Source organism: Martelella alba (assembly GCF_005217455.1).
Lineage (GTDB): Bacteria > Pseudomonadota > Gammaproteobacteria > Enterobacterales > Enterobacteriaceae > Acerihabitans.
Genome location: NZ_SZPQ01000018.1, coordinates 89,805 through 112,935 on the forward strand (window position 1 = coordinate 89,805; position 23,131 = coordinate 112,935).

At 57.5% G+C, this 23,131-nt stretch carries 21 protein-coding genes; 7 read left to right on the plus strand and 14 right to left on the minus strand.

The window, feature by feature from the left end:
- Positions 1 to 20: 20 nt before the first annotated feature.
- The 11 genes from nth to FCN80_RS13435 form a co-directional block, all read right to left on the minus strand.
- A complete protein-coding gene (gene nth, locus FCN80_RS13385; RefSeq protein ID WP_136990661.1) occupies positions 21 to 653 on the minus strand; it encodes an endonuclease III in 633 nt (210 codons plus the stop codon).
- Complete coding sequence (locus FCN80_RS13390) at positions 650 to 1,351, minus strand: electron transport complex subunit E (RefSeq protein ID WP_136990662.1); 702 nt, start codon at positions 1,349 to 1,351, stop codon at positions 650 to 652. Before FCN80_RS13390 ends, nth begins: the two co-directional genes overlap by 4 nt.
- Positions 1,344 to 1,997: an electron transport complex subunit RsxG gene (rsxG, locus tag FCN80_RS13395; RefSeq protein ID WP_230492658.1), complete on the minus strand. Its 654-nt coding sequence runs from the start codon at positions 1,995 to 1,997 to the stop codon at positions 1,344 to 1,346. Before rsxG ends, FCN80_RS13390 begins: the two co-directional genes overlap by 8 nt.
- A complete protein-coding gene (gene rsxD, locus FCN80_RS13400; RefSeq protein ID WP_136990663.1) occupies positions 1,990 to 3,042 on the minus strand; it encodes an electron transport complex subunit RsxD in 1,053 nt (350 codons plus the stop codon). Before rsxD ends, rsxG begins: the two co-directional genes overlap by 8 nt.
- The gene (gene rsxC / locus FCN80_RS13405; protein ID WP_136990664.1) at positions 3,043 to 4,797 is read right to left on the minus strand and encodes an electron transport complex subunit RsxC; all 1,755 of its coding nucleotides are present in this window, start codon (positions 4,795 to 4,797) and stop codon (positions 3,043 to 3,045) included. It abuts the gene before it with no gap.
- Positions 4,790 to 5,365, minus strand: a complete 576-nt coding sequence (gene rsxB / locus FCN80_RS13410; protein ID WP_136990665.1) for an electron transport complex subunit RsxB — start codon at positions 5,363 to 5,365, stop codon at positions 4,790 to 4,792. Before rsxB ends, rsxC begins: the two co-directional genes overlap by 8 nt.
- A gap of 109 nt (positions 5,366 to 5,474) precedes the next feature.
- Complete coding sequence (rsxA, locus tag FCN80_RS13415) at positions 5,475 to 6,056, minus strand: electron transport complex subunit RsxA (RefSeq protein WP_136990666.1); 582 nt, start codon at positions 6,054 to 6,056, stop codon at positions 5,475 to 5,477.
- A 110-nt stretch (positions 6,057 to 6,166) separates the two neighbouring features.
- Positions 6,167 to 6,625: a DUF2569 domain-containing protein gene (locus FCN80_RS13420; protein WP_230492659.1), complete on the minus strand. Its 459-nt coding sequence runs from the start codon at positions 6,623 to 6,625 to the stop codon at positions 6,167 to 6,169.
- The gene (gene ydgT, locus FCN80_RS13425) at positions 6,607 to 6,822 is read right to left on the minus strand and encodes a transcription modulator YdgT (protein ID WP_136990667.1); all 216 of its coding nucleotides are present in this window, start codon (positions 6,820 to 6,822) and stop codon (positions 6,607 to 6,609) included. Before ydgT ends, FCN80_RS13420 begins: the two co-directional genes overlap by 19 nt.
- A 141-nt stretch (positions 6,823 to 6,963) precedes the next feature.
- Positions 6,964 to 8,469, minus strand: a complete 1,506-nt coding sequence (gene araA, locus FCN80_RS13430) for an L-arabinose isomerase (RefSeq protein WP_136990668.1) — start codon at positions 8,467 to 8,469, stop codon at positions 6,964 to 6,966.
- Between the two features lie 72 nt (positions 8,470 to 8,541).
- Positions 8,542 to 10,224 carry a ribulokinase gene (locus FCN80_RS13435; protein ID WP_136990669.1) on the minus strand — a complete coding sequence of 561 codons (1,683 nt, stop codon included), beginning with the start codon at positions 10,222 to 10,224 and terminating at the stop codon, positions 8,542 to 8,544.
- 372 nt (positions 10,225 to 10,596) lie between these two features.
- Here FCN80_RS13435 and FCN80_RS13440 point away from each other — a divergent pair, with 372 nt between their 5' ends.
- From FCN80_RS13440 to FCN80_RS13465, 6 genes are all read left to right on the plus strand, one after another.
- Positions 10,597 to 11,580: an arabinose ABC transporter substrate-binding protein gene (locus FCN80_RS13440; protein ID WP_136990670.1), complete on the plus strand. Its 984-nt coding sequence runs from the start codon at positions 10,597 to 10,599 to the stop codon at positions 11,578 to 11,580.
- A 158-nt stretch (positions 11,581 to 11,738) separates the two neighbouring features.
- Entirely contained in the window at positions 11,739 to 13,268 is a 1,530-nt protein-coding gene (araG, locus tag FCN80_RS13445) for an L-arabinose ABC transporter ATP-binding protein AraG (RefSeq protein WP_136990671.1), read from the plus strand.
- Positions 13,269 to 13,285: 17 nt separating this feature from the next.
- The gene (araH, locus tag FCN80_RS13450; protein WP_136990672.1) at positions 13,286 to 14,269 is read left to right on the plus strand and encodes an L-arabinose ABC transporter permease AraH; all 984 of its coding nucleotides are present in this window, start codon (positions 13,286 to 13,288) and stop codon (positions 14,267 to 14,269) included.
- Between the two features lie 99 nt (positions 14,270 to 14,368).
- Positions 14,369 to 15,304 (plus strand): arabinose operon transcriptional regulator AraC, encoded by a 936-nt coding sequence (gene araC / locus FCN80_RS13455; protein WP_136990673.1) that lies wholly within the window; start codon positions 14,369 to 14,371, stop codon positions 15,302 to 15,304.
- A gap of 90 nt (positions 15,305 to 15,394) precedes the next feature.
- Entirely contained in the window at positions 15,395 to 16,441 is a 1,047-nt protein-coding gene (locus FCN80_RS13460) for an oxidoreductase (protein WP_136990674.1), read from the plus strand.
- A 68-nt stretch (positions 16,442 to 16,509) separates the two neighbouring features.
- A complete protein-coding gene (locus tag FCN80_RS13465) occupies positions 16,510 to 17,529 on the plus strand; it encodes a bile acid:sodium symporter family protein (protein WP_136990675.1) in 1,020 nt (339 codons plus the stop codon).
- A gap of 89 nt (positions 17,530 to 17,618) precedes the next feature.
- On the opposite strand, the gene add is transcribed toward FCN80_RS13465, so the two are convergent.
- The 3 genes from add to manA all read right to left on the minus strand — a co-directional run bounded on the left by add (position 17,619) and on the right by manA (position 21,556).
- The gene (add, locus tag FCN80_RS13470; RefSeq protein ID WP_136990676.1) at positions 17,619 to 18,623 is read right to left on the minus strand and encodes an adenosine deaminase; all 1,005 of its coding nucleotides are present in this window, start codon (positions 18,621 to 18,623) and stop codon (positions 17,619 to 17,621) included.
- An 84-nt stretch (positions 18,624 to 18,707) separates the two neighbouring features.
- Complete coding sequence (locus FCN80_RS13475; RefSeq protein WP_136990677.1) at positions 18,708 to 20,213, minus strand: YdgA family protein; 1,506 nt, start codon at positions 20,211 to 20,213, stop codon at positions 18,708 to 18,710.
- 167 nt (positions 20,214 to 20,380) lie between these two features.
- Positions 20,381 to 21,556: a mannose-6-phosphate isomerase gene (manA, locus tag FCN80_RS13480; protein WP_136990678.1), complete on the minus strand. Its 1,176-nt coding sequence runs from the start codon at positions 21,554 to 21,556 to the stop codon at positions 20,381 to 20,383.
- Positions 21,557 to 21,710: 154 nt separating this feature from the next.
- On the opposite strand from manA, the gene fumC reads away from it, so the two are divergent.
- The gene (fumC, locus tag FCN80_RS13485; RefSeq protein ID WP_136990679.1) at positions 21,711 to 23,111 is read left to right on the plus strand and encodes a class II fumarate hydratase; all 1,401 of its coding nucleotides are present in this window, start codon (positions 21,711 to 21,713) and stop codon (positions 23,109 to 23,111) included.
- The last annotated feature ends 20 nt before the right edge of the window (positions 23,112 to 23,131 follow it).

The window sequence follows — 23,131 nt, forward strand, 5'->3', positions numbered from 1 at the left end:
TGGCCCGCGTCGCCGCGCGCTCATTCCTCTTTGGCGTTAAATTCGCACAAGTCTTCAATCAAGCACGATCCGCAGCGCGGTTTGCGCGCTATACAGGTATAGCGGCCGTGCAGGATGAGCCAATGATGGCAATCCACCTTATACGCCGCCGGAACGACCCGCAAAAGTGTTTTCTCCACCGCCACGACATCTTTGCCCGGTGCAAAACGGGTCCGGTTGCAGACCCGGAAAATGTGGGTATCGACGGCGATGGTCGGCCAGCCAAAGGCGGTATTGAGCACCACATTGGCGGTCTTGCGTCCCACCCCCGGCAGGGCTTCCAGCGCTTCGCGATCTTCGGGCACCTGGCCGTTATGCCGCTCCAGCAAGCGTTGGCAGGTTTTAATGATATTTTCCGCTTTGCTGTTAAACAGCCCGATGGATTTGATATAGCCTTTTACACCCTCCACCCCCAGTTCCAGTAAGCCTTGCGGCGTATTGGCGACGGGAAACAACTGCGCCGTGGCCTTATTCACGCTGACATCCGTCGCCTGGGCGGATAGCAATACGGCAATCAGCAATTCAAAGGGCGACTGGTAACGCAGTTCCGTCGTGGGGTGGGGGTTGTTCTCTCGCAGGCGGTTTAAAATCGCCAGACGTTTGCCCTGATTCATGTTTCTGTTTGTCCTTGCCGGAGAGACGTGGCGGCCAGCAGGGTTTGCGCCTGCCGCCGCCGGGTTTTGAGCTTATTGTCGATAACCTGCTTGCCCGCCAGCATAAAACCCAGGCCAATAAAGGCGCCGGGCGGTAGGATGGCCAGCAGGAAGGGCGTGTGCAATGGATAGATATCCATACGCAGCGCTTTCGCCCATGGGCCAAGCAGATGGTCGGCGCCGGCGAACAGCGTGCCGTTGCCCAAGAGTTCGCGCAGGCCGCCCAACAGCGTCAGCGCCGCCGCGCCGCCCAGACCGGTGGCGAGTCCATCGAGGGCCGACAGGGCCACCCGGTGTTGGGAGGCATAGGCTTCCGCCCGGCCAATGATGATGCAGTTGGTCACAATCAACGGAATAAAAATACCGAGGGATTGATAGAGGCCATAGGCGAAAGCATTGAGCAGCATCTGTACCGATGACACCACCGAGGCGATGATCATCACGTAAATCGGGATGCGGATTTCCGTTGGCACAAACCGGCGCAAGGCGGAAACCGCGCTATTGGAGCAGAGCAGCACAAGGGTGGTGGCCAAACCCAGACCCAAGGCGTTGGTCGCGGTGTTACTCACCGCCAATAGGGGACAGAGTCCGAGCAATTGCACCAGGGCCGAATTGTTGCTCCACAATCCCTGACGTAGTAAACGCGTGGCTTCACTCATCGTTGTTTCTCCCGCAAGGGGGTAAAGTGGCAAGCTTATCCGGCAGCGTTTCCAGGTAAAGCGCCGTCCGTTTGACGGCGTTGACCACCGCACGGGGCGTGATGGTCGCGCCGGTGAACTGGTCAAAGCCGCCGCCGTCTTTTTTTACCGCCCAGAAAGGATCTTCGGTGGAATGCACGACTTTCCCGCTGAAATAGGTTATCCAATCTGACACCCGGCGATCGATTTTGTCCCCGAGTCCCGGCGTTTCATGATGTTCGGTCACCCTGACCCCCATGACATTACCCGCAAAATCCGCCCCGACCAAAAGCCGGATAGCGCCGTTGTAGCCGTCGGGAGCCGTGGATTCGATCGCCGCCGCCACGGTTTTCCCCCCCTTGCTGGCCAGGTAAACCCGATGAAGATCGTTATCGCCCAACGCGCTGTCGGAGACCAGAAAACATGAATTTAACATATTGTTATCATGCATGCCGGGGGGGATAACCTGATCAAGCAATTGCTGCTGCTGTTTCAATGCCTGCCTATCGATAACCGGACGGGTCAGGCTATGGACAACCGCGGTCAGGCCGGTTGCCGCCGCGGCGAACAACGCCAGCGTGATACCGTGTCGACGCATCATATCCCGCATATCGCGTCCCTTAGTCATGACCATAGGCCCGTGGCTGGGTGTAGTGGTCGATAAGCGGTACACAGAGATTGGCGAGCAGTACCGCGAAAGCCATCCCTTCCGGATAGCCGCCGAAGGTTCTGATAAGCCAGCATAATCCTCCAATCAGGGCGCCATATATCAGGCGGCCGCGCGACGTAGTGGCGGCGGTTACCGGATCGGTGGCGATGAAAAAAGCGCCGAGCATGGTCGAACCCGAGAAAAGCTCGGTGGCCGGCGGCAATTCGGACAAGGGCGCCCACCACCATGCCAGCGTCGCGCAAAGTATCAGACCGGCCAGGCAGCCGGCGGGAATTCGCCAGTCGATGACCTTGCGCCACAGCATGAAAACCCCGCCCGCGAGAAAGGCGATATTGACCCATTGCCAGGCGAAACCGGCCAGCCAGCCATCGTACACGGGTTGTCGTAAAATCGTCGCGGCATCCTGGCCCAGACGCGAATGGGTTTTAAAATTATCCAGCGGCGTGGCTTGGGTCAACCCGTCATAACCCTGGCGAAATTGCTGCAAATCAAGGCCGTTGGCGTCATGGCCGGTAAAAATCAGCGCCAGCGACTGCGTCAGCGAAGCCGTATGCGGCAGGAAGGCGCTATCAGGCAACCAGGATGTCATTTGCACCGGAAAGGAAATCAATACGATGACATAGCCGACCATCGCCGGATTGAAGGGATTTTGCCCCAAACCGCCATAAAGCTGCTTGGCTATGCCGATGGCGCTTAGGGTGGCGATGACAGCGATCCACCATGGCGCCAAAGGGGGCAGACTTAATCCCAGCAACACGGCGGTCAGTATGGCGGAAAAATCGGCCAATCGTTCACCAACAGGTTGTTTGCGCAAGGCGACGATCCCGGCTTCGCACAACAGGGCGACCAGGCAGGCCAGCAAGATCTGAATTAACGTGCCCCAGCCGAAAAAATAGCTCAGGGCGAAAAAACCCGGTAAACAGGCAGCTAGCACGTGCAGCATAATCCGACGGGTCGAGTTGCGCTGGCGGGTGAAAGGCGAGCTTGCTATTTTAAATGCCATTTAATCCTCTTCAGAACGGGCGGCAGCCGCTTTGCGAGCCTTAACGCGGGCGATGGCGGCGGCCACCGCGGCATGGCGAACGTCTTGGGCCGAAGGGGCGGCGCCCTCACCGGCGGATTCGCCGGCCGCTTTGCGGGCTTTAACGCGGGCGATGGCGGCGGCCACCGCGGCATGGCGATCATCGCGGTCCGAATCGGTTGTGGCCGGGAGGGGCGTTAAATCAGTGACGTTGTCACTATGGATTTCACCAGGAGGGGCGCCGGCCGCTCCCCGGTTGGCAACCGGGTTTTCCTGTTCAGGTTGCGCCAGCCGGGCTGCCGCCAGACGATGGCGCTCCTCGCGGCCGGTCTTCTCCCGCTCCCGGCGCGCCAGTTTGGCCTCATGTCTGGCTTTGGCCGATGAGGCTTTTTGCGCTTCGCGATCCTGGGCGGCGATTTCCGCCTTCGTGCGGCGGTAATAATGCACCAGTGGAATGTCGCTGGGGCAGACATAAGCGCAGGCGCCGCACTCGATACAGTCGAACAGATGGTATTGCCGGGCTTTGTCATTCTCCTGCCCGCGGCTGAACCAATACAATTGTTGTGGCAGCAAATTCGCCGGGCAGGCATCCGCGCAGCGCCCGCAGCGGATACAGGACTGCTCGGGCCGTTCTTCCCCCAATTCCCCCCGGGAAGGGACCAGAATACAGTTGGTGATTTTGACCACCGGGGCCGCGGTGGTCGGCAGGGCAAAGCCCATCAGCGGTCCGCCCATAATGACATATTGTCCCGGTTCAGGGGTAAATCCGGCCGTCATAAGCAGATGACCGACCGGGGTGCCGAGTCGCGCCCAGACATTACCCGGCCGGCGCAGTGCCCCGCCAGTCAGGGTCACCACCCGCTCGGTTAGCGCTTCGCCCTCGATCACCGCGCGTTTAATGGCGAACAGCGTGCCGACATTGAGCATCAGCACGCCGATATCCGGTGAATGCCGTCCGCTCGGCACTTCGCGACCGGTAAGGATCCGCGTTAACTGTCTTGCTCCGCCGGAAGGATATTTGGTGGGAATCACCCGCAATCGATAGTCGGAACGCGGTCTCAATGCCTGGCGCAGCGCATCCGCGGCTTCCGGTTTGTTATCCTCGATGCCGATCAGGACTTGACGGGGGGCAATGATATGCACGGCGATATCGATGCCGGTAACGAGTTCCTCAGCCCGTTCCCGCATCAGCCGGTCGTCGGCGGTAATGTAGGGCTCGCACTCGGCGGCATTGACGATCAGCGTGTCGATAGCGCCGACGGTCATTTTGGCGGCGGTGGGGAAGCCCGCGCCGCCCAGCCCGGCGATACCGGATTGCTGGATGCGCTCCAACAGTTCTTCCGGCGGGCGCCGTGAAAAATCCGCCAGCGATGGAGCGTGATGCCAGCGATCCTCGCCGTCCGGCCGCAAAATAATGCTCGGTGCCGCCAGGGCGGAAGGATGGGCGGTGACACGGTTTTCAATGGAAGCAATGACGCCGGAGGTCGGGGCATGCACCGGCAATGCCCGGCCCCGGCCGAAGCTTAAGGGTTGCCCGCGCAACACGTGATCGCCGGCGGCCACGCGCAATTCCCCTTCCGGTCCCAGATGTTGTCTGAGGGGTATAATTAGCTCCTCTGGGAGGGGGATGGCGCGCAAAGGGGCGCGGCTGGAGATGTCCTTCATGTCCGGCGGAGTGATGCCGCCGTCGAAATCCCAAAGCCGGTCCCCGCTGCGACGGGGGAGCAAACTAAACATGCGGACCGGCCTCTTGTTGCCGCACCGGTATCAACGCCAGATTCCAGCGCCAGGTGGCCGGGGATTCCGCCACCGGCCGCATTTCAATACAATCCGTCGGGCAGGGCGCGATGCACAAATCGCAGCCGGTACAAAGATCGGCCATCACGGTATGCGTCGCGCGCGCGGTACCGATAATGGCGTCCACCGGGCAAACTTGCAGACATTTGGTGCAACCGATGCAGTTGCGTTCGTCGATCCAGGCGACAGTGGCCGGCGGCGCCGCCACGGCTGTTTCCGCCAGCGGCTGCGGCGCCGTATTGAGCAACGCGGCGATGTTGAGCATGACCCGCTCGCCCCCTGGCGCGCATTTATTGATTTTTTCTCCTTGAAATGCCACGGCTTCCGCATAGGGGCGGCAACCGGGGTAGCCGCACTGGGCGCATTGGCTTTGCGGCAGCAACGCGTCAATGTGTTCCGCGACCGGATCCGTTTGCACCCGGAATCGGCGGGCGGCAAATCCGAGCAGAACGCCGCAGATAAGCGCCAGCGCGCTGAGCGACCCGATGGCGTAGTAGAGACTTGTCATACTTCACGTTGCCTCTTTGTGGGCTGATGGCGGGCCCTCTTCGTTCCCAACGAAGGTGTCGCCCGTTTGCCGCCGCAAAGCAACCCGATGTGGTCAGCGCGCAGAGTCATCAGTATTTTACCAGGCCGGTAAAGCCCATAAAGGCCAATGACATCAGACCGGCGGTGATCAGCGCGATTGCCGATCCTTTGAACGGCGTCGGCACATCGGCCAGGGCCAGCCGCTCGCGCAATGCGGCGAAAAGCACCATGACCAGGGAAAATCCCGCTGCCGCGCTGAAACCGTATACGGCGGATTGCAGGAAGTGATGCCCGAGGCCGACATTGAGCAAAGCCACGCCAAGCACCGCGCAGTTGGTGGTAATGAGCGGCAGGAAAATGCCCAGCAGGCGATACAGGGCGGGGCTGGTCTTACGGACCGCCAGTTCGGTAAACTGCACGACCACGGCGATAATAAAAATAAAGGCGAGCGTGCGCAGGTAAGTCAGCCCCAGCGGAAGCAGAATATAGGTTTCGATAAGCCAAGAGCATACCGACGCCAGGGTCAGGACGAATGTCGTCGCCAACCCCATGCCAATGGCGGTTTCCAGTTTTTTGGATACCCCCATGAACGGACACAAGCCGAGAAACTTGACCAGCACGAAATTATTTACCAGCACGGTACCGATAAACAATAACAGATAACTCTTCATTGCCATACCTGTCTACCCAAACGCACAGGGTATTATCCGGTATCGACCGTTAATGCACAACGGCCTATTGAGGCGGCAAGGCTCACCGTGAGGGAAACAACGGCGGGTTATCACGGACGGGTAAAGGTTTGCCGGACGCGCAGCGAACGTTTGATATAAGGCACGCCCAGCGCCGCCGCCAGCAGGGGCCACATCAGGGTGCGCAAGGCCAGCGCGTCGGTAACGGGTGAGAAAGCAAAGGTTTTCAAACCCAGCAATACGCCCGCCAAAAGCCACAGAATGAACATTTTGGGAAACCGTCGCGAATGGGTCACCAATAAGCGCAGCACCCAAAAGCTAAACAGCCACATGGCCAGGGCGGTCGCCAGCGAGGAGAACCATTGTACGCCGAACATCGGCAACTGTAGCGCCTGGCGAAACGCCTGCCAGTGCTGAATCAACGTGAGCAGATGAATACCGATCATCAGACTGGCGCTGAGTAACGCCATTACCACATAGACGGCCGGCAACCATAGCCAGCCGCCAATCTTTGCGGACGACGCGCCGGTAATCAAATCACATACCGCCAAACGGATTTCGGAATGCGCCCCATATCGAACAACCGGCCGCCGGAAGCCAGCTCAGCCCGTCGGTGATCCGCCGCGCGATACATACTGATGATCTCCCGGGTATCGACCAAAGAATAATTTAAATGATCGAACAGTTTTTCCAGGCTTTCGGTTGTGTTCACCTTGCGAAATTTTAAGAGATATTCTTGCGGTGTCATGATGGCGTTTGATTAAGGGATTAAATATAAGCAAAGTAGTATATGCAGCGCGGCCTCAGTGTCCATACATTCCACGATAAAAAAGCAAAAAACGTTATGCCGGAGGGCGGGCGTATTGCCCGCCTCCCCGAAGATTAACGCTTATTTACCGCCAAGTTTGTAATAGAGATCGTTCCACCGCAAGGCTTGTTTGAATTCGGGGATACGGGTTTCGTTGTCGATAACCATGAGCTCAATATTATTCAGCTCGGCGTAAAGACGCATGTGTTCCAGATTAAGTGCCTGGCTGAAGACGGTATGGTGCGCGCCGCCCGCCAAAATCCAAGCTTGCGCCGCCACTTCCAGCGAAGGCTGCGCTTGCCAGATCGCGCGGGCCACGGGCAACTTCGGCAAGGGCCGCGGTTGTTCAATGGCGTCCACCACATTCACCAGCATCCGGAACCGGTCGCCCATATCGATAACCGACGCATTGACCGCCGGTCCGGCCGGCGTGGAGAACAACAGCCGCGCCGGGTCGGCTTTGCCGCCGATACCAAGGAATTGCACATCCAGCAACGGTTTTTCCTCGCGGGCGATAGTCGGGCAGACTTCCAGCATATGCGAGCCCAGCGCCAGGTTATTCTCGGGCTGGAAATTATAGGTGTAGTCTTCCATAAACGACGTACCGCCCGGCAATCCCGCGGCCATCACTTTGAAAATACGGAGCAGGGCGGCGGTCTTCCAATCCCCCTCGCCGGCAAATCCGTAACCTTGCTGCATAAGACGCTGCACGGCCAGCCCCGGTAACTGTTTCAGCCCGGTGAGGTTTTCGAAGTTAGTGGTAAACGCCCGGCAGCCTGCCTGTTCCAGAAAACGTTTCAATCCCAACTCTATCTGGGCGGCGTCCAGCAAATTCTGGCGCTTCTCGCCGTTGAGCTTGATTTTATCGGTGAGAATGTAGCGGGCTTCGTATTCCTCTATCAAAGCGTTGATATCGCCGGTGGAAACCGCGTCCACCACCCCGACCAAATCTCCCAGACCATAGGCGGCCACCGAATAGCCGAACTGGATTTGCGCGCCGACCTTATCCCCCTCTGTGACCGCCACTTCGCGCATGTTGTCGCCGAAACGCGCCACAATCAGTTGCTGGCTTTCTTTGCGGGCGACGGCGGCGCGCATCCAGGCGGCGATGGCGGCATGCGCCTGTTTGTCCTGCCAATGGCCGACCACCACCTGATGATTCAAGCGCATCCGCGCGCCGATAAACCCGAATTCGCGGCCGCCATGGGCGGTCTGGTTCAGGTTCATAAAATCCATATCCATCGTGTCCCAGGGGATCTGGGCATTAAACTGGGTGTGGAACTGCAACAGCGGTTTATGCAATATGCTCAGACCGCCAATCCACATTTTGGCCGGCGAAAAGGTATGCAGCCAGGTCAGCAGCCCGATGCAACGGGTCTCATGGTTGGCTTCCCGGCAGAGGGCCTGTATTTCGTCGGGCGTGGTGACCAGTGGTTTGAGGACCAGCTTGACGGGCAATCCGGCCTTTTCATTGAGATCCCGGACCACGGTGCCGGCATGATCGGCGACCTGCCGCAAAGTTTCCGGGCCATAGAGGTGTTGACTGCCGATGACAAACCAGACTTCTTGTTGCGGAAAAATTTCCATAAAGACTCCTGTGCGTCTCCATTAAAGGAAAATAACGGGTCGCCGTTATTCCGACGGCCCGGTTTTGATATGTCACTGTCCGGCGGTTGCCGCGGCGTAGGCGGGTTCCGCCAACCGAGCCCATTCCAGGTAGCGTTCATAGAGCATTTGATAGGCCGCCACATTGGCGGAATCGGGCTGTAGCACGCGCTCTATCCGGCTGGCCATGCGACCTTGGGCTGTTGCGATGTCCGGATGCGTGCCGGCGGCCACCGCGCCGAAAATCGCCGCGCCCAGCGCGCAGCATTGATCGGATGACACCACTTGCAGAGGGCGGTTCATCACATCGGCCAGTACCTGCATGATGATTGGGGATTTACGGGCGATACCGCCCAGCGCCAGCACATTGTCCACCGGAATGCCCTGATCGATAAAACATTCCATAATGGCGCGCGCGCCAAAGGCGGTGGCTGCGATTAGCCCGCCGAACAGCGCCGGCGCGTTGGTGCCGAGATTAAGACCGGAGATGACGCCCTTTAGCCGTTGATTGGCGTAAGGCGTTCGGCGGCCGTTGAACCAGTCGAGTACCACCGGCAAATATTCCAGCGACGGTTTATCGGCCCAGGATTGCGCGAGATCGGATAACAACCGGTCGCCGATTTCCGCCATGGCCGGCGCAAGGGAAGGATCGCGCCGCGCGGCCTCGCGCAGCGGCCAGCCCAGCAGTTTGCCGTACCAGGCGTACATATCGCCGAACGCCGATTGGCCGGCTTCCATACCAATGAAGCCCGGTAGCACGCTGCCATCCACCTGGCCGCAGATGCCGGCGATGGGGCGATCGCCCACACGGTGTTCGTCAGCAATCAAGATATCGCAGGTGGACGTGCCAATGACTTTCACCAGGGTATAGGGTGTTGCGCCGGCCCCTACCGCGCCGATATGGCAATCGAAGGCGCCGCCGGCCACCGTTGTCGTTTCCGGTAGCCCGAGTTTTGCCGCCCATTCGCTAGTGATAAGACCCACCGGCGCATCAGCGGTGTAGGTTTCGCTAAACAACGGATATTGTAGCCGTTCACACAAGCGTGGATCGAGCGCGGCGAAAAAGGCTTTGGGTGGTACGCCGCCCCATTGCGGGTGCCAAAGGGATTTATGCCCGGCCGAACACCGCCCCCGGCGGATATCTTCCGGCCGCTGGGTTCCCGATAGCACCGCCGGTACCCAGTCGCACAGCTCAATCCAGGAAACCGCCGCCTGCCGGACCGCCGGATCCTGCCGGGTGATGTGCAGAATTTTGGCCCAGAACCATTCCGATGAGTAAACGCCGCCGATGTATTTGCTGTAATCGGGAAACTCCCCGCTGCGGCAAAGCCGGTTGATGGCCTCGGCTTCTTCGATAGCGGTATGATCCTTCCACAGGATAAACATGGCATTGGGGTTATCGGCGAATTCCGGTCGCAGCGCCAGGACCCGGCCTTCCTCATCAATGGGCGCGGGCGTCGAACCGGTTGAATCGACGCCGATGGCGACGATGCTGGCGCGCTGGGCTGGCGTGAGATCCTTGACCACGGCGCGAATGGCCAGTTCCATGGATTCCAGATAATCCGCCGGATGATGGCGGAACTGATTGAGGGAGGGCTGGCAATACCGGCCCTCGCGCCAGCGTGGATACCAGACGACTTCCGTGGCCAGCTCCTTACCGCTCTGGCAGCCGACGGCCAGTGCGCGCACCGAATCGCTGCCGAAATCCAGTCCGAGGCTGATGGCCTCTCCCGTCATGATGTTCTCTCCTGTAAGCGCGTAAAGATATTGTGAATAACCATAAGGTTGTTTCATCGCGGCGGTGAGGAAAGGCCGGCTGGAAGTATGCACAAATCTGCCACCGTTAGTCGATTTGTGATGGTGCTCATAAACTGTGAACAGATGGATTTTGCTGTATCTATGCACGAACCTGCTGTTATTGAGAACTGTGATAACGCTCTACATTTTGACAAACCGTTAACGCTAAAATTACTTCGGTCTTAAGGGTCTGGTCGGTTAAACGGCGTTTTGGCGCCACTTTTCTGTACCATTCGACATATCTTACCGACTGATAACGCTTACACGCTTCAGCTTTTCGGAGCAAGGCGATAATAAATAGTGGAGAGTTCCATGCATAAATTTACTCAGGTACTGGCGGCTATTGCAGTGACCGCGGTTATGTCTCATTCGGCTATGGCGGCCAACTTGAAATTGGGCTTTTTAGTGAAACAGCCTGAGGAGCCCTGGTTCCAGACCGAATGGCGTTTTGCCGATAAGGCCGGTAAGGATCTCGGCTTTGACGTCATTAAAATTGCGGTTCCCGATGGCGAGAAAACCCTGAATGCCATCGACAGTTTGGCCGCCAGCGGCGCTAAAGGTTTTGTCATCTGTACTCCCGACCCCAAGCTTGGGCCGGCCATCATAGCGAAGGCGAAAAGCTATGATATGAAAGTGATCGCGGTCGACGATCAGTTTGTGGACGCCAAGGGCAAGCCCATGACCAATGTGCCGATCGTGATGATGGCCGCAACCCAGTTGGGTCAGCGCGCCGGTCACGAAGAATGGAAAGAAATGAACAAACGCGGCTGGAAAGTGGCCGATACCGGCGTGATGGTCATTACCGACAATGAGCTTGATACCGCGCGCCGTCGCACCTCCGGCGCCATGGATGCCTTGAAAACCGACGGCATGCCGGCCGCGCAAATCTACCAGGTTCCCACCAAGACCAACGATATCCCGGGGGCCTTCGACGCCGGTAACTCCTTGTTGGTCCAACATCCCAACGTGAAACATTGGCTGGTGGTGGGCATGAACGATAATACCGTATTGGGCGGCGTACGCGCCACGGAAGGCCAGGGCTTCAAAGCCCCCAATGTCATTGGTATCGGCATCAACGGCGTGGATGCGGTCAATGAATTGTCCAAGGCCGAACCCACCGGTTTCTATGGCTCACTGTTGCCAAGCCCGGATATCCACGGCTACAAAACCGCCCAGATGCTCTATAACTGGGTCACCAAGGGCGTGGAACCGCCGAAATTCACCGAAGTCACTGACGTGGTCTTGATTACCCGCGATAACTTCAAAGCCGAACTGAAGAAAAAAGGCCTGATGTAAACTTTGCGGGCGTGTTCACCGGGACGGCGCGTCCGTCCCGTAATACATGACGATGTCATTCATCAAGAGGATATATCCGTGTCAGTTCAAACCCCTGAAAGCAGCCGTTGCGGGATTGTCGGCTCGCTGTCCGGATCTGTTAACGCGAGGATGTGTTCATGACAACCCTGACGCCTTATTTGTCATTTCACGGTATCGGCAAGACTTTCCCCGGCGTTAAGGCGCTGGATAATATCAGTTTCGATTGCTACCCAGGCCAGATCCATGCATTGATGGGAGAAAATGGCGCTGGCAAATCCACATTGCTGAAAATTCTCAGCGGCAATTATCTGCCGACCCAAGGTGAAATCCTGGTTAAAGGACAACCGGTTCAATTCGCCAATACGACCGCGGCGCTTGACGCCGGGGTGGCGATTATTTATCAGGAATTGCATCTGGTGCCGGAAATGACGGTGGCGGAAAATATTTATTTAGGGCAACTTCCCCAAAAACACGGAGTTGTTAATCGCAGCATCTTGCACTTTGAAGCACAGCAGCAACTGGAGCATCTCGGCCTGGATATTCCGCCGGATACGCCGTTGAAATATTTGTCCATTGCGCAGTGGCAGATGGTGGAAATCGCCAAGGCGCTGACCCGCAATGCCAAGATCATCGCATTCGATGAACCGACCAGCTCATTGTCGGCGCGGGAGATCGATAATCTTTTCCGCGTCATTCGCGAATTGCGGTCGGAAGGGCGGGTCATTCTTTATGTTTCCCATCGCATGGAAGAGATATTTACGCTGGCCGATGCGATTACTGTTTTCAAAGACGGCAAATATGTCCGCACGTTCGACGATATGTCCGCCGTTAATCATGAAACGCTGGTGCAAGCCATGGTGGGGCGCGAGTTGGGCGATATTTACGATTACTCGCCGCGGCCCCATGGCGAGATCCGGCTGCAACTTGAAAATGTCCTGGCGCCGGGCGTCAAAACGCCGGTTACCCTTTCGGTGCGGGCCGGTGAAATCGTCGGCTTATTCGGCCTGGTCGGGGCCGGTCGCAGCGAATTGATGAAAGGGTTGTTCGGCGGTACGCGGATTACTTCCGGCCGGGTGTTGCTTGATGGCAGTCCCATTGATATCCATTCGCCTATCGATGCGATTAGCGCCGGGCTGACGCTGTGTCCGGAGGATCGCAAGGCCGATGGCCTTATCCCGGTGCATTCAGTGCGCGACAATATCAATATCAGCGCCAGACGCAACGCGTTGATAGCCGGTTTTCTTATCAATGACCAATGGGAGCGGCAGAACGCGCTGGAGCATATCCGCGCGCTGAATATTAAAACCCCAAGCGCCGAACAGGTGATCATGAATCTGTCCGGCGGCAACCAGCAAAAGGCCATTCTCGGCCGCTGGCTGTCGGAAGAAATGAAAGTGATTATGCTGGACGAACCGACCCGGGGGATCGATGTCGGCGCCAAGCATGAAATTTATCACGTGATTTACGAATTGGCCAAACGAGGCATAGCCGTGCTGTTCGCATCCAGCGATTTGCCGGAGGTGCTGGGGCTGGCCGACCGGATAGTCGTTATGCGTGAAGGCGCGCTGTCCGGCGAGCTCTCCCATGATGAGGCCAGCGAGCAAAAAGCCCTGAGCCTGGCTATGCCTATCACCACCGAGACCCGGCCCGCGCAAGCGATGGCTTGATTGTGAAGGAGTTTATTATGTCAACGGTTACCGCTTCTACCGCCCAAAGCAAGAAAGCCATCAATTTGTCGAGAATCTGGGACAATTTCGGCATGCTGGTGGTATTTGCCTTGTTATTTATCGCCAGTTCTCTGTTTGTACCGAATTTCGCCACCTTCATTAACATGAAAGGCCTGGGCCTGGCGATTTCCATGTCGGGAATCGTCTCCTGCGGCATGCTGTTCTGTCTGGCTTCCGGCGATTTCGACTTGTCCATTGCATCGGTAATAGCCTGTGCCGGCGTCACGACCGCCGTGGTGATCAATCTGACCAACAGTTTGTTCATCGGCGTGGCCGCCGGTTTGCTCTTAGGCATAGCCGTGGGTTTCATTAACGGCTTCGTCGTGGCCTGGATGAAAATCAACGCGCTGATCACCACGCTTGCCACAATGCAGATTGTTCGCGGTCTGGCGTACATCTTCTCGGATGGCCGGGCCGTGGGCATTGTCGACGAACGGTTCTTTATTTTGGGCAATGTCAACTGGTTCGGCATACCGGCGCCCATCTGGATTATGGCGCTATGTATGGCGGTTTTCGGCTTTTTGCTCAAACGTACCACTTTTGGCCGCAACACCCTGGCCATCGGCGGCAACGAAGAAGCCGCCCGCCTGGCCGGCGTGCCGGTGGTACGGGTGAAAATACTCATTTTCACCTTGTCAGGCCTGGTGTCGGCCTTGGCGGGGATTATTCTTGCCTCGCGTATGACCAGCGGCCAGCCGATGACCTCCATCGGTTTTGAAATGACCGTCATCTCAGCTTGCGTTTTGGGCGGGGTATCCCTTAAGGGCGGTATCGGCAAAATGTCCTATGTGGTGGCGGGGGTGCTTATCCTCGGTACCGTGGAAAACGCCATGAACCTGCTTAATATTTCGCCTTTCTCGCAGTATGTGGTACGTGGTCTGATCCTGCTGGCGGCGGTGATCTTCGACCGCTACAAACAAAAGGCCAAACGCACGGTATAAACGCTTAAGGACGATGCCGCGGCGCTTACGCCCCTGGGGCGACCGCCGCGGACATCGCAGTCCAGGAGAATTGCCGTCATTCATCCGTCCGGAGGCGATATGTACCATAGAATACCGCAAGAGACCCAATCGAACCCCTTATTGCCCGGGTACATGTTTAATGCCTATCTGGTGGCCGGACTGACGCCTATCATTGCCGGTGGCCCGCTGGATTTTTTCATCGACAGGCCGGAAGGCATGAAAGGCTATATCCTGAATCTGACGATCAAAGGCCAGGGCAAGGTTTTCGAGGGCGATCGATCGTTTGTCTGCAATCCCGGCGATCTGGTGCTGTTTCCCCCAAAATCGGTCCATTATTACGGCCGTTCCCCCGATAGCGAGTGCTGGTATCATCGCTGGGTATACTTCCGTCCCCGCGCCTATTGGGCCGATTGGCTGGAATGGCACAGCCGGGTCAATCTCATCGGTCGTCTTTCGCTGGGCAACGATAGTCTGCTGAACGAATTCGATCGACTGTTGGCCAATATTGAGCAAACGCAGCGCTCCGGCCGACGTTTCGCCGAAGAACTCGGCATGAATTTGCTTGAACGCCTTTTATTGCGCGCGATGGAAGAAGACCCGCAAAGCCCCAGTAAAATTCTCGATCCCCGCATAATCGAAGCCTGTCAATACATTACCGGCAATCTTTCCGGCGAGTTGCGCATTGACGAGGTGGCGCGCCATGTTTGCCTGTCGCCCTCCCGGCTGGCCCATTTATTCCGTGAGCAGGTGGGTATCAATATTTTGCGCTGGCGCGAAGATCAGCGGGTTATCCGGGCTAAACTGCTATTGCAAACCACGCAGGAATCCATTGCGGCCATCGGTCGGATGGTGGGGTATGACGATCAGTTGTATTTTTCCCGGGTATTTCGCAAACGGGTGGGCGTCAGCCCCAGCGATTTTCGCCGCCGCAGCAGCGAGTTGCATTACCCCGGCCGCAGTATCCAGGCCGCCAATAATTGGCAACTGCAAAGCGAAAACGCTATCGGCGGATGATCATTGTTGATATGGTTGGTTCGATAATGTGTGTTTTGCCGCCCGCCGATCAATGGGCGGCCCATCGATACGGACAAAAATGAGGTTACGATGGCTAAAACCCTTGGAATCGGACTGATTGGCTATGGCTTCGCCGCCAAAACATTCCATGCTCCCTTGATTACCCACACCGAAGGACTCACCCTGGCCGCCGTTTCTTCCAGTGATGCCCGCAAGGTGCTCGCCGATTTGCCGACGGTGGCGGTCTCATCGCAACCGGCGGCGGTCATCGCCGATCCGGCTGTGGACATCGTGGTCATTCCGACGCCCAACGCAACGCATTTCTCTTTGGCCAAACACGCGTTGCAGGCCGGCAAGCATGTGGTGGTGGATAAACCGTTTACAGTGACGTTGTCACAGGCTTATGAATTGCAAGCGTTGGCTGATAACAGCAAATTAGTGCTGTCGGTCTTTCACAACCGTCGCTGGGACAGCGATTTTCTCACCGTTCGTCAACTGGTCCAGGATGGCGTGCTGGGCGACGTGATGTATTTCGAGTCCCATTACGACCGGTTCCGCCTCGAGGTCAGGGCGCGCTGGCGTGAACAGCCCGGCGCCGGCAGCGGCGTCTGGTATGATTTGGGACCGCATCTTCTCGACCAGGCGTTGATGCTGTTCGGCACGCCGGTGGCCATTGATGTCGATCTGGCGCGGCTACGCCCCGGCGCGCAAACCGACGATTATTTCCATGCCATACTGATTTACCCGCAGCGCCGCGTTGTGCTGCACGGCTCCATGTCGGCCGCCGCCGAGACCCCGCGGTTCACGCTGCATGGCACCAAGGGAAGTTTTGTTAAGTTTGGTCTGGATCCCCAGGAGGAACAACTGAAAAACGGCCTGCGCCCCTCATCGCCCGATTGGGGTCGGGACGCACGAGACGGCACACTGACCCTGGCCGAAGGCGGGAAAATGACCGAACAGTCCGTCCGGACACAACCAGGCAACTATCCCGCCTATTATACCGCATTACGCGACGCCATACTGGGCGAGGGGGCCAATCCGGTATCCCCTGCCGCCGCCATTCGTGTTATGGAGCTGATTGAACTGGGCATATCCTCGGCGGAACAGAAAAAAACATTAGCGGTGAAGAACGGTTAATGTCATGGTGATGTTTTCAGGGGCGATGGAGTGATCGCCCCGGTCCAGTTGTGTGTAAGGGTCGTTTCATGTCTTGGTTCCAACGATTGCGTATTGATAAGTTTTTGCTGGTCCTGATTTCCGTCGTTATTCTCGCTTCTCTTTTTCCTTGCCGCGGTCTGTTTAAGACTTTTTTTGAATACCTGACCACCGCCGCCATTGCGCTTTTGTTTTTTATGCACGGCGCAAAGCTTTCCCGCGAGGCCATTGTGGGGGGGATGAGCCATTGGCGGCTCCATGTGGTGGTGTTCATCAGCACATTCGCGCTGTTTCCGCTGCTGGGCGTCGCCATGAAGGTTTTTGTGCCGTCGTTGCTGTCCGTTCCGGTTTATCTCGGGTTTCTTTACCTTTGTGCGTTGCCGGCGACGGTGCAGTCGGCCATCGCATTCACCTCGGTGGCCGGCGGCAACGTCGCGGCGGCCATTTGCAGCGCCTCGGCATCCAGTATCCTGGGGGTTTTCCTGTCGCCGATTCTGGTGGGGTTGCTGATGCAGACCCAGGAAGGCGGCGGCGCCGGCAATACATTGCACGCCATCGAATCGATCGTGATGCAGTTAATGGTGCCCTTTGTGGCGGGCCATTTATCCCGTCCGCTGATAGGCGGATGGGTGAACCGTCATAAAAAGTTGATCAATATTACTGACCGGTCATCAATACTTCTGGTGGTTTATACCGCTTTCAGCGAGGCCGTGGTGGGGGGCATCTGGCATCGGATTACCTATCTGTCGTTGATATCGATCCTGGTGTATTCCCTAATTCTGCTGGCCATCGTGTTGGTTATCAACACCTGGGCGGCGCGCTGGCTGGGCTTTGATACCGCCGATGAAATCACCATCGTCTTTTGCGGCTCAAAGAAAAGCCTGGCCAACGGCATTCCCATGGCCAATGTGCTGTTTCCCGCGGCAACGGTGGGGACGATGGTGCTACCGCTGATGATTTTCCATCAGGTGCAATTGATGATTTGCGCGACGCTGGCGGGGCGATATGCCCGCAAACAGGCTCGGGGGCGCAAGGATCTGCCCGCCGCATCCGCTACGGGAAAACGGTAGGGACGCGTTTGCTGCCGGGGTGGCGGTTATTCCAGCGCGCAAACCTTGACCGGCGGCCCAGGGCGAGCCGCCATCAAGAACGGCTTTCCTCAGGCGCGGCTTTTCGCCGCGGCCATCAGCGTCCGCTTTTCGTTTTCATCCAAGAAGGCTGCTTTAATGCCGTTTTCCTGGACGATGCGGATAAGTTGCGGCGTCAGGCCGGCGGCCGGCGCGGCCACCCGGTATTCATAATCCAGATCGACGCCCTGCACCGCAGGATCGTCGGAATTCATCGTCGCCAGGATGCCGTGTTCCAGGAAGGTTTTCAACGGGTGTTGCGGCAGCGTGGGGACGGTGCTGGTTTGAACATTGGATGTCAGGCAGCTTTCGATGGCAATGGCATGTTGCGCCAGAAAATCCATCAGTTGCGGGTCTTCGATGGCTTTAACCCCGTGGCCGATGCGTTCCGCGCCTAATTCGTCAATGGCTTGCCAGATACTTTCCGGTCCCGCGGCCTCGCCGGCATGAACGGTGATATGCAGGCCGGCGTCGCGGGCGCGGGTGAAGTGGTTCAAAAACAGGCTACCGGGAAATCCCAGTTCATCGCCTGCCAGATCCAAGGCGGTGATGCCGTCGCGCGCCGACAGTATGGCATCCAGTTCCCGTGTGCAGGTATCTTCGCCAAACGTCCGGCTCAGGATGCCTATCAGCCGCGCCACTACCGGATAGTCGGCGCAGCCGGCCCGGACACCGTCAATGACCGCTTCGACCACGCCTGGCAACGGCAAATGGTGCTTCATGCCCATATAATAGGGCGAGAAGCGCAGTTCGGTATAATCCAGGCCGATGGCCGCGGCATCGGCTATATTTTCGTAGGCGATGCGCCGACAGTCGTCCAGCGATCCCAGCACCGCGACACCCCAATCCAGTTTTTGCAGAAAACTGACCAAATCCGGTTCATTGCGCATAACCTGGACATGAGGAAGCAAGTCTTGCAGGTTATCCGCCGGTAATGGTAATCCATACCGTCTGCCCAGCTCGAGAATGGTTTGCGGACGAATATTACCATCCAGATGGCGATGAATATCGGTTAAAGGCAATGATTTATCTATCATAGGGAACACTCTTCTGGATCCCGCGGTCCCCGGCGCAAGTCCCTTGGGGCCGCGAAATAGCCTTATGCGAAACAGATGGCCGCATTATGGCTGCGGCGCCGCCGGCGGCGTGGTATCGGGCGCGCGCTCCATACCGAACAATCCCAGGAAATCCGCCAGGGACATCTTCTGGCCGTTTAAATTGACCTGATTGTCGGCATAAAGGAAACTGCTACTGAGGGTGTTGTCGTTTACCGTGGTCAGTTTGAACATCTGACCCATGGCCGCCAGTCCCTGTACCTGCTGTTTGGCCAGTTTCTGGGCATCGTCCTCGTTATAGCCTTGAATTTTGGCAACCTGGGCGGTCAGCTCGGTGGCCATATCCATATCAACGGTCAGCTTGGCGTCCAATTTGTTGACAAACCGCGCCACCAACTGCTCTAGCGTGGCATTGGACTGTTGGGGAAGCTGGGCGGGATCGTTGAGATTCAGCGTCAGGTTAAACGCGCTCTCGCCTTTGGCGTTTTTCCAACTGAGCGGCGAGATGGCCAGGTAAGGATCGCCTTTCAGCGCTACCGGCAGCGTTTGGATCAGCGCCTGGGTAATCTGCTCCTGCTGGGCGTCGGGGTCGACGGCGCCGGTCTGGCGCATGATTTGCTCAACCCTGGCGTGATATTGCTCGCTGAACTGGGCAACCGCGGCGCCATCCAGATTGGAGAACTTGACGGTCAAACGACCGGAGCCGAAATCCCGTCCCTGAACTTTCAGTGTATCCAGGGCATAGGCGACCTGGACGTTCAACTTATCCTTGTCCTCGTCGGCGTGGGTCACTTGCGACAGGCCGCCGGTGCTAATGGCCTCCTTGCCGTCGACGGTATAGGTAATCGACCCCACCTTGAGGGTATTGTCGCCAATGCTATAGCCTTGTTTTCCCTTGTGGGTATTGCTGTTGATACTGATATCTCGCAGCGTCACCTGTTCGCGCTGTTGCGACGGATTGACGCCGGCGGCCACCAGGCTGGCGATACCGCCGTCAATGATGACCTTGTTCATATCATGATCGATGGAAAGATTGACGGTACCGCCGTTCGTTCGAATCTCCATGTCCTCGTCGCGGTAATCCAGGGCGGCCAGGTCAATAACCGAAGCCGTATCGCCGTTGTAGGCTACCCGCGTTACCGCCATTATCGGCGATTTACCCTGACTGGCATTCAGCAACGGCTTAACCGGCGGCGTCTCGGCAAGACGGCTTTGTACCGAGGCCATGCTGGGCAGCAGAATACCGCGCTTGAGCTGGGAGAAAGGGAAGGGGCCGTGATCGACAATTTCTTTGATAATCACTTCTTCACCGGGGGTAAGGGGTTTATTCTCTCCCACCGAACCGTCTGATTGCAGCACCACGTCCAATCGGCTGGAAAACAGACCGCGGTGATAATCCCGCACCGCCAGGTGCAATCCGGCCTCCGGCAAAGTGGAGGATATACGCTCATTAGCCATGGACACAAGGGCCGGCAGCCGCTGCTCGAACTGTTTACCGGTATACCAGGCCGCGCCGGTCCACGCCGCGCCCAGAATCACGATAATGCCGGCTGCGATAACTGTTTTTTTCATTGTCGATTCATCCTTTTTTATAATGTCCTGTTCCAGATTATCCCTGCGCGCTTATCGTCGTCCTCGTCACAGGTCACATTGCCACTGTGTTGGCGCGTTCGTTTGCCCCAGTTACATCGCGCTATCACTAATAGTAGCAACAGATCAGCCCGCAGCGGGAAAAGCGGTTAAAGATCGTTGAAAACCCGGGCCAGCCGGCCGGTACCACTGACATCGACCGGCGAATCGGCTGCGCTGATAAACGCCGATTCGCCAGGTTTTAGCTGCAATTGCTCCCCTTGTTTCGCCACCACGGCCTGTCCTTCAATGCAAAACAAAATGGCGGCGCTATGCTGTGAAAGGGTGTGCGGCGTGGCGGAAAGCGGGTGCAACGAGAAGGCAAAATCCTCTACCGGAATGGGAAAACGCAAGCCGGTCGCCGCGGGTTCGGGCCGGGTCAGCAATGCGTCCTGCGGCTTGGCCACAAACTCTACGTTGGCCAGCAGTTCCGGCACGTCAATATATTTTGGGGTCAGACCGGCGCGCAATACATTGTCGGAATTGGCCATCACCTCCAGCGCGACGCCTTTGAGGTAGGCATGCGGCGTTTTGGCGTAAAGGAACATGGCCTGACCCGGCTCCAGGGTGATGACATTCAGCAGCAGCGGCGAAAACAAGCCGCTGTCCTCGGGGTAGACATCGGCTATCATGCGAATGGTGTCCCAAGGCTCGCCATGCTGATGGTCGAGGGCGTTTTTCAGGATACCCACCGCCAGGGATTTCTGCTCGCCGTCCATGCTCAGCAGAAGACCGAACAATGTCGCCAGATGCGCCGGGTCCGGGTGTTGCAAAAAGGCGGCGATAGCGGGGTGCGCGCCGGCGACCGGTTGCAGCAGGGATACGATGGCGGACAATTCGCGAAAGCCGTTCATGGCCTGGAACGGGGTCAAGGCGAAGACCAGTTCCGGCTTGTGGTTGGGGTCCTTGTAGTTGCGATTGGCGGCATCCAGTGCGATACCCTGGCGATTTTCCCTCGCAAAACCCGCCTCGGCGGCGGCTTTGCTGGGATGGACCTGAATGGACAAGGGTTCATTGGCGCACAGCACCTTGAAGAGAAACGGCAATTCGCCGAAACGGCGGCTCACCGCCGCGCCAAGCATCGCCTCCGGTTGACCGGCGATATATTCGCGCAAGCTGATTTCCTGGTTCCGTTCGTCCGTTATCCGTGAACTGCTTTTGGGATGGGCCCCCATCCAGAGCTCGGCCATCGGCCGGTTGTCCGGATTGGCGATTCCGTACATTTGGGTCAAGGCGTCTTTGCTGCCCCAGGCATAGTATTGAACGGAATTAATCATTTTTTTCATTGTTTGCTGGCCTTTCGGAGTCCTAAATGAATATCGCTAACGGATCGCATAATGGTAAGCTTTTCTGCGGCACTATACTATCAATGCCTGGTCCCGGCTGGTACCCGTTTCCGGGCAGGATATTGATCATTAGGAAGAATACCAGGAGGCATGAATGACAGCTACCCGCGTCGAGAAAGATTCCATGGGCCCTATTGAAGTCCCCGCCGAACATCTATGGGGCGCGCAAACCCAACGCTCCCTCGAGCATTTCCGCATCTCCAGCGAAAAAATGCCGCCGGCCCTTATCGCCGCGCTGGCGCAAACCAAGCGCGCCGCCGCCCAGGTAAACAAGGATTTGGGCCTGCTGCCCGACGAACGGGCCGATGCCATTATTGCCGCAGCGGACGAGGTGCTGGCGGGCAATCATCCGGACGAATTCCCGCTGGCCATCTGGCAAACCGGTTCCGGCACCCAAAGCAACATGAATATGAATGAAGTGCTGGCCAATCGGGCCAGTGAGCTGTTGGGCGGCCGGCGCGGCGGTGAAGGACGGCTGGTGCATCCCAACGACGATGTCAATAAAAGCCAAAGTTCCAATGACGTTTTTCCCACCGCCATGCATGTGGCGGCGGTGGTCGCTTTGCGCATACACCTTATTCCCCATCTGACGGCCTTAAGGGAGCAACTGGCCGCGAAATCCGCGGCTTTCAACAATATTGTCAAAATCGGCCGCACGCATTTGCAGGACGCCACGCCCTTGACGCTGGGCCAGGAGATATCCGGTTGGGTATCCATGCTGGATCATGGTTTAACCCACATCGAGCAGAGTATTCCCCATTTGTGCGAGCTGGCTTTGGGCGGCACCGCGGTCGGCACCGGACTGAACACGCATCCCGAATATGCGGTCAGAGTGGCGGCTGCGTTGGCGCAATTAACCGGTCAGCCCTTCGTCACCGCGCCGAATAAATTTGAAGCCCTGGCGACCTGCGATGCATTGGTGCAAGGCCATGGCGCGTTGAAAGGCCTGGCGGCGTCGTTGATGAAAATCGCCAATGACGTGCGTTGGTTGGCTTCCGGCCCCCGTTGCGGCATCGGGGAAATCCGAATTCCCGAAAACGAACCGGGCAGCTCGATTATGCCGGGCAAAGTGAATCCGACCCAATGCGAGGCCATGACCATGCTTTGTTGCCAGGTGATCGGCAATGATGCGGCCATCAATGTCGGCGGCGCGTCCGGTAATTTTGAACTGAACGTCTATCGGCCAATGATAATCCATAATTTCCTGCAATCCGTGCGCCTGCTGGCGGATGGCATGGACAGCTTTAACCGGCACTGCGCGGTGGGTATCGAACCTAACCGGGAACGTATCGATCAGTTGCTCAATGAATCGCTGATGCTGGTGACGGCGCTTAATACCCATATCGGCTATGACAAAGCGGCGGAAATCGCCAAAAAGGCCCATAAACAGGGCCTGACGTTGAAGGCCTCGGCATTGCAGCTCGGCTATTTGACCGAAGAACAATTCGACCAATGGGTCAGGCCGGAGGATATGGTGGGCAGTCTGAAAGCGTAATCGTGACGGGGCGGCATGGG

What these genes read in the sequence shown, in the direction of transcription:
- nth (WP_136990661.1), bottom strand. Translation starts at nt 653, where the DNA reads ATGAATCAGGGCAAACGTCTGGCGATTTTAAACCGCCTGCGAGAGAAC.
- FCN80_RS13390 (WP_136990662.1), bottom strand. Translation starts at nt 1,351, where the DNA reads ATGAGTGAAGCCACGCGTTTACTACGTCAGGGATTGTGGAGCAACAAT.
- rsxG (WP_230492658.1), bottom strand. Translation starts at nt 1,997, where the DNA reads ATGACTAAGGGACGCGATATGCGGGATATGATGCGTCGACACGGTATC.
- rsxD (WP_136990663.1), bottom strand. Translation starts at nt 3,042, where the DNA reads ATGGCATTTAAAATAGCAAGCTCGCCTTTCACCCGCCAGCGCAACTCG.
- rsxC (WP_136990664.1), bottom strand. Translation starts at nt 4,797, where the DNA reads ATGTTTAGTTTGCTCCCCCGTCGCAGCGGGGACCGGCTTTGGGATTTC.
- rsxB (WP_136990665.1), bottom strand. Translation starts at nt 5,365, where the DNA reads ATGACAAGTCTCTACTACGCCATCGGGTCGCTCAGCGCGCTGGCGCTT.
- rsxA (WP_136990666.1), bottom strand. Translation starts at nt 6,056, where the DNA reads ATGAAGAGTTATCTGTTATTGTTTATCGGTACCGTGCTGGTAAATAAT.
- ydgT (WP_136990667.1), bottom strand. Translation starts at nt 6,822, where the DNA reads ATGACACCGCAAGAATATCTCTTAAAATTTCGCAAGGTGAACACAACC.
- araA (WP_136990668.1), bottom strand. Translation starts at nt 8,469, where the DNA reads ATGGAAATTTTTCCGCAACAAGAAGTCTGGTTTGTCATCGGCAGTCAA.
- FCN80_RS13435 (WP_136990669.1), bottom strand. Translation starts at nt 10,224, where the DNA reads ATGACGGGAGAGGCCATCAGCCTCGGACTGGATTTCGGCAGCGATTCG.
- FCN80_RS13440 (WP_136990670.1), top strand. Translation starts at nt 10,597, where the DNA reads ATGCATAAATTTACTCAGGTACTGGCGGCTATTGCAGTGACCGCGGTT.
- araG (WP_136990671.1), top strand. Translation starts at nt 11,739, where the DNA reads ATGACAACCCTGACGCCTTATTTGTCATTTCACGGTATCGGCAAGACT.
- araH (WP_136990672.1), top strand. Translation starts at nt 13,286, where the DNA reads ATGTCAACGGTTACCGCTTCTACCGCCCAAAGCAAGAAAGCCATCAAT.
- araC (WP_136990673.1), top strand. Translation starts at nt 14,369, where the DNA reads ATGTACCATAGAATACCGCAAGAGACCCAATCGAACCCCTTATTGCCC.
- FCN80_RS13460 (WP_136990674.1), top strand. Translation starts at nt 15,395, where the DNA reads ATGGCTAAAACCCTTGGAATCGGACTGATTGGCTATGGCTTCGCCGCC.
- FCN80_RS13465 (WP_136990675.1), top strand. Translation starts at nt 16,510, where the DNA reads ATGTCTTGGTTCCAACGATTGCGTATTGATAAGTTTTTGCTGGTCCTG.
- add (WP_136990676.1), bottom strand. Translation starts at nt 18,623, where the DNA reads ATGATAGATAAATCATTGCCTTTAACCGATATTCATCGCCATCTGGAT.
- FCN80_RS13475 (WP_136990677.1), bottom strand. Translation starts at nt 20,213, where the DNA reads ATGAAAAAAACAGTTATCGCAGCCGGCATTATCGTGATTCTGGGCGCG.
- manA (WP_136990678.1), bottom strand. Translation starts at nt 21,556, where the DNA reads ATGAAAAAAATGATTAATTCCGTTCAATACTATGCCTGGGGCAGCAAA.
- fumC (WP_136990679.1), top strand. Translation starts at nt 21,711, where the DNA reads ATGACAGCTACCCGCGTCGAGAAAGATTCCATGGGCCCTATTGAAGTC.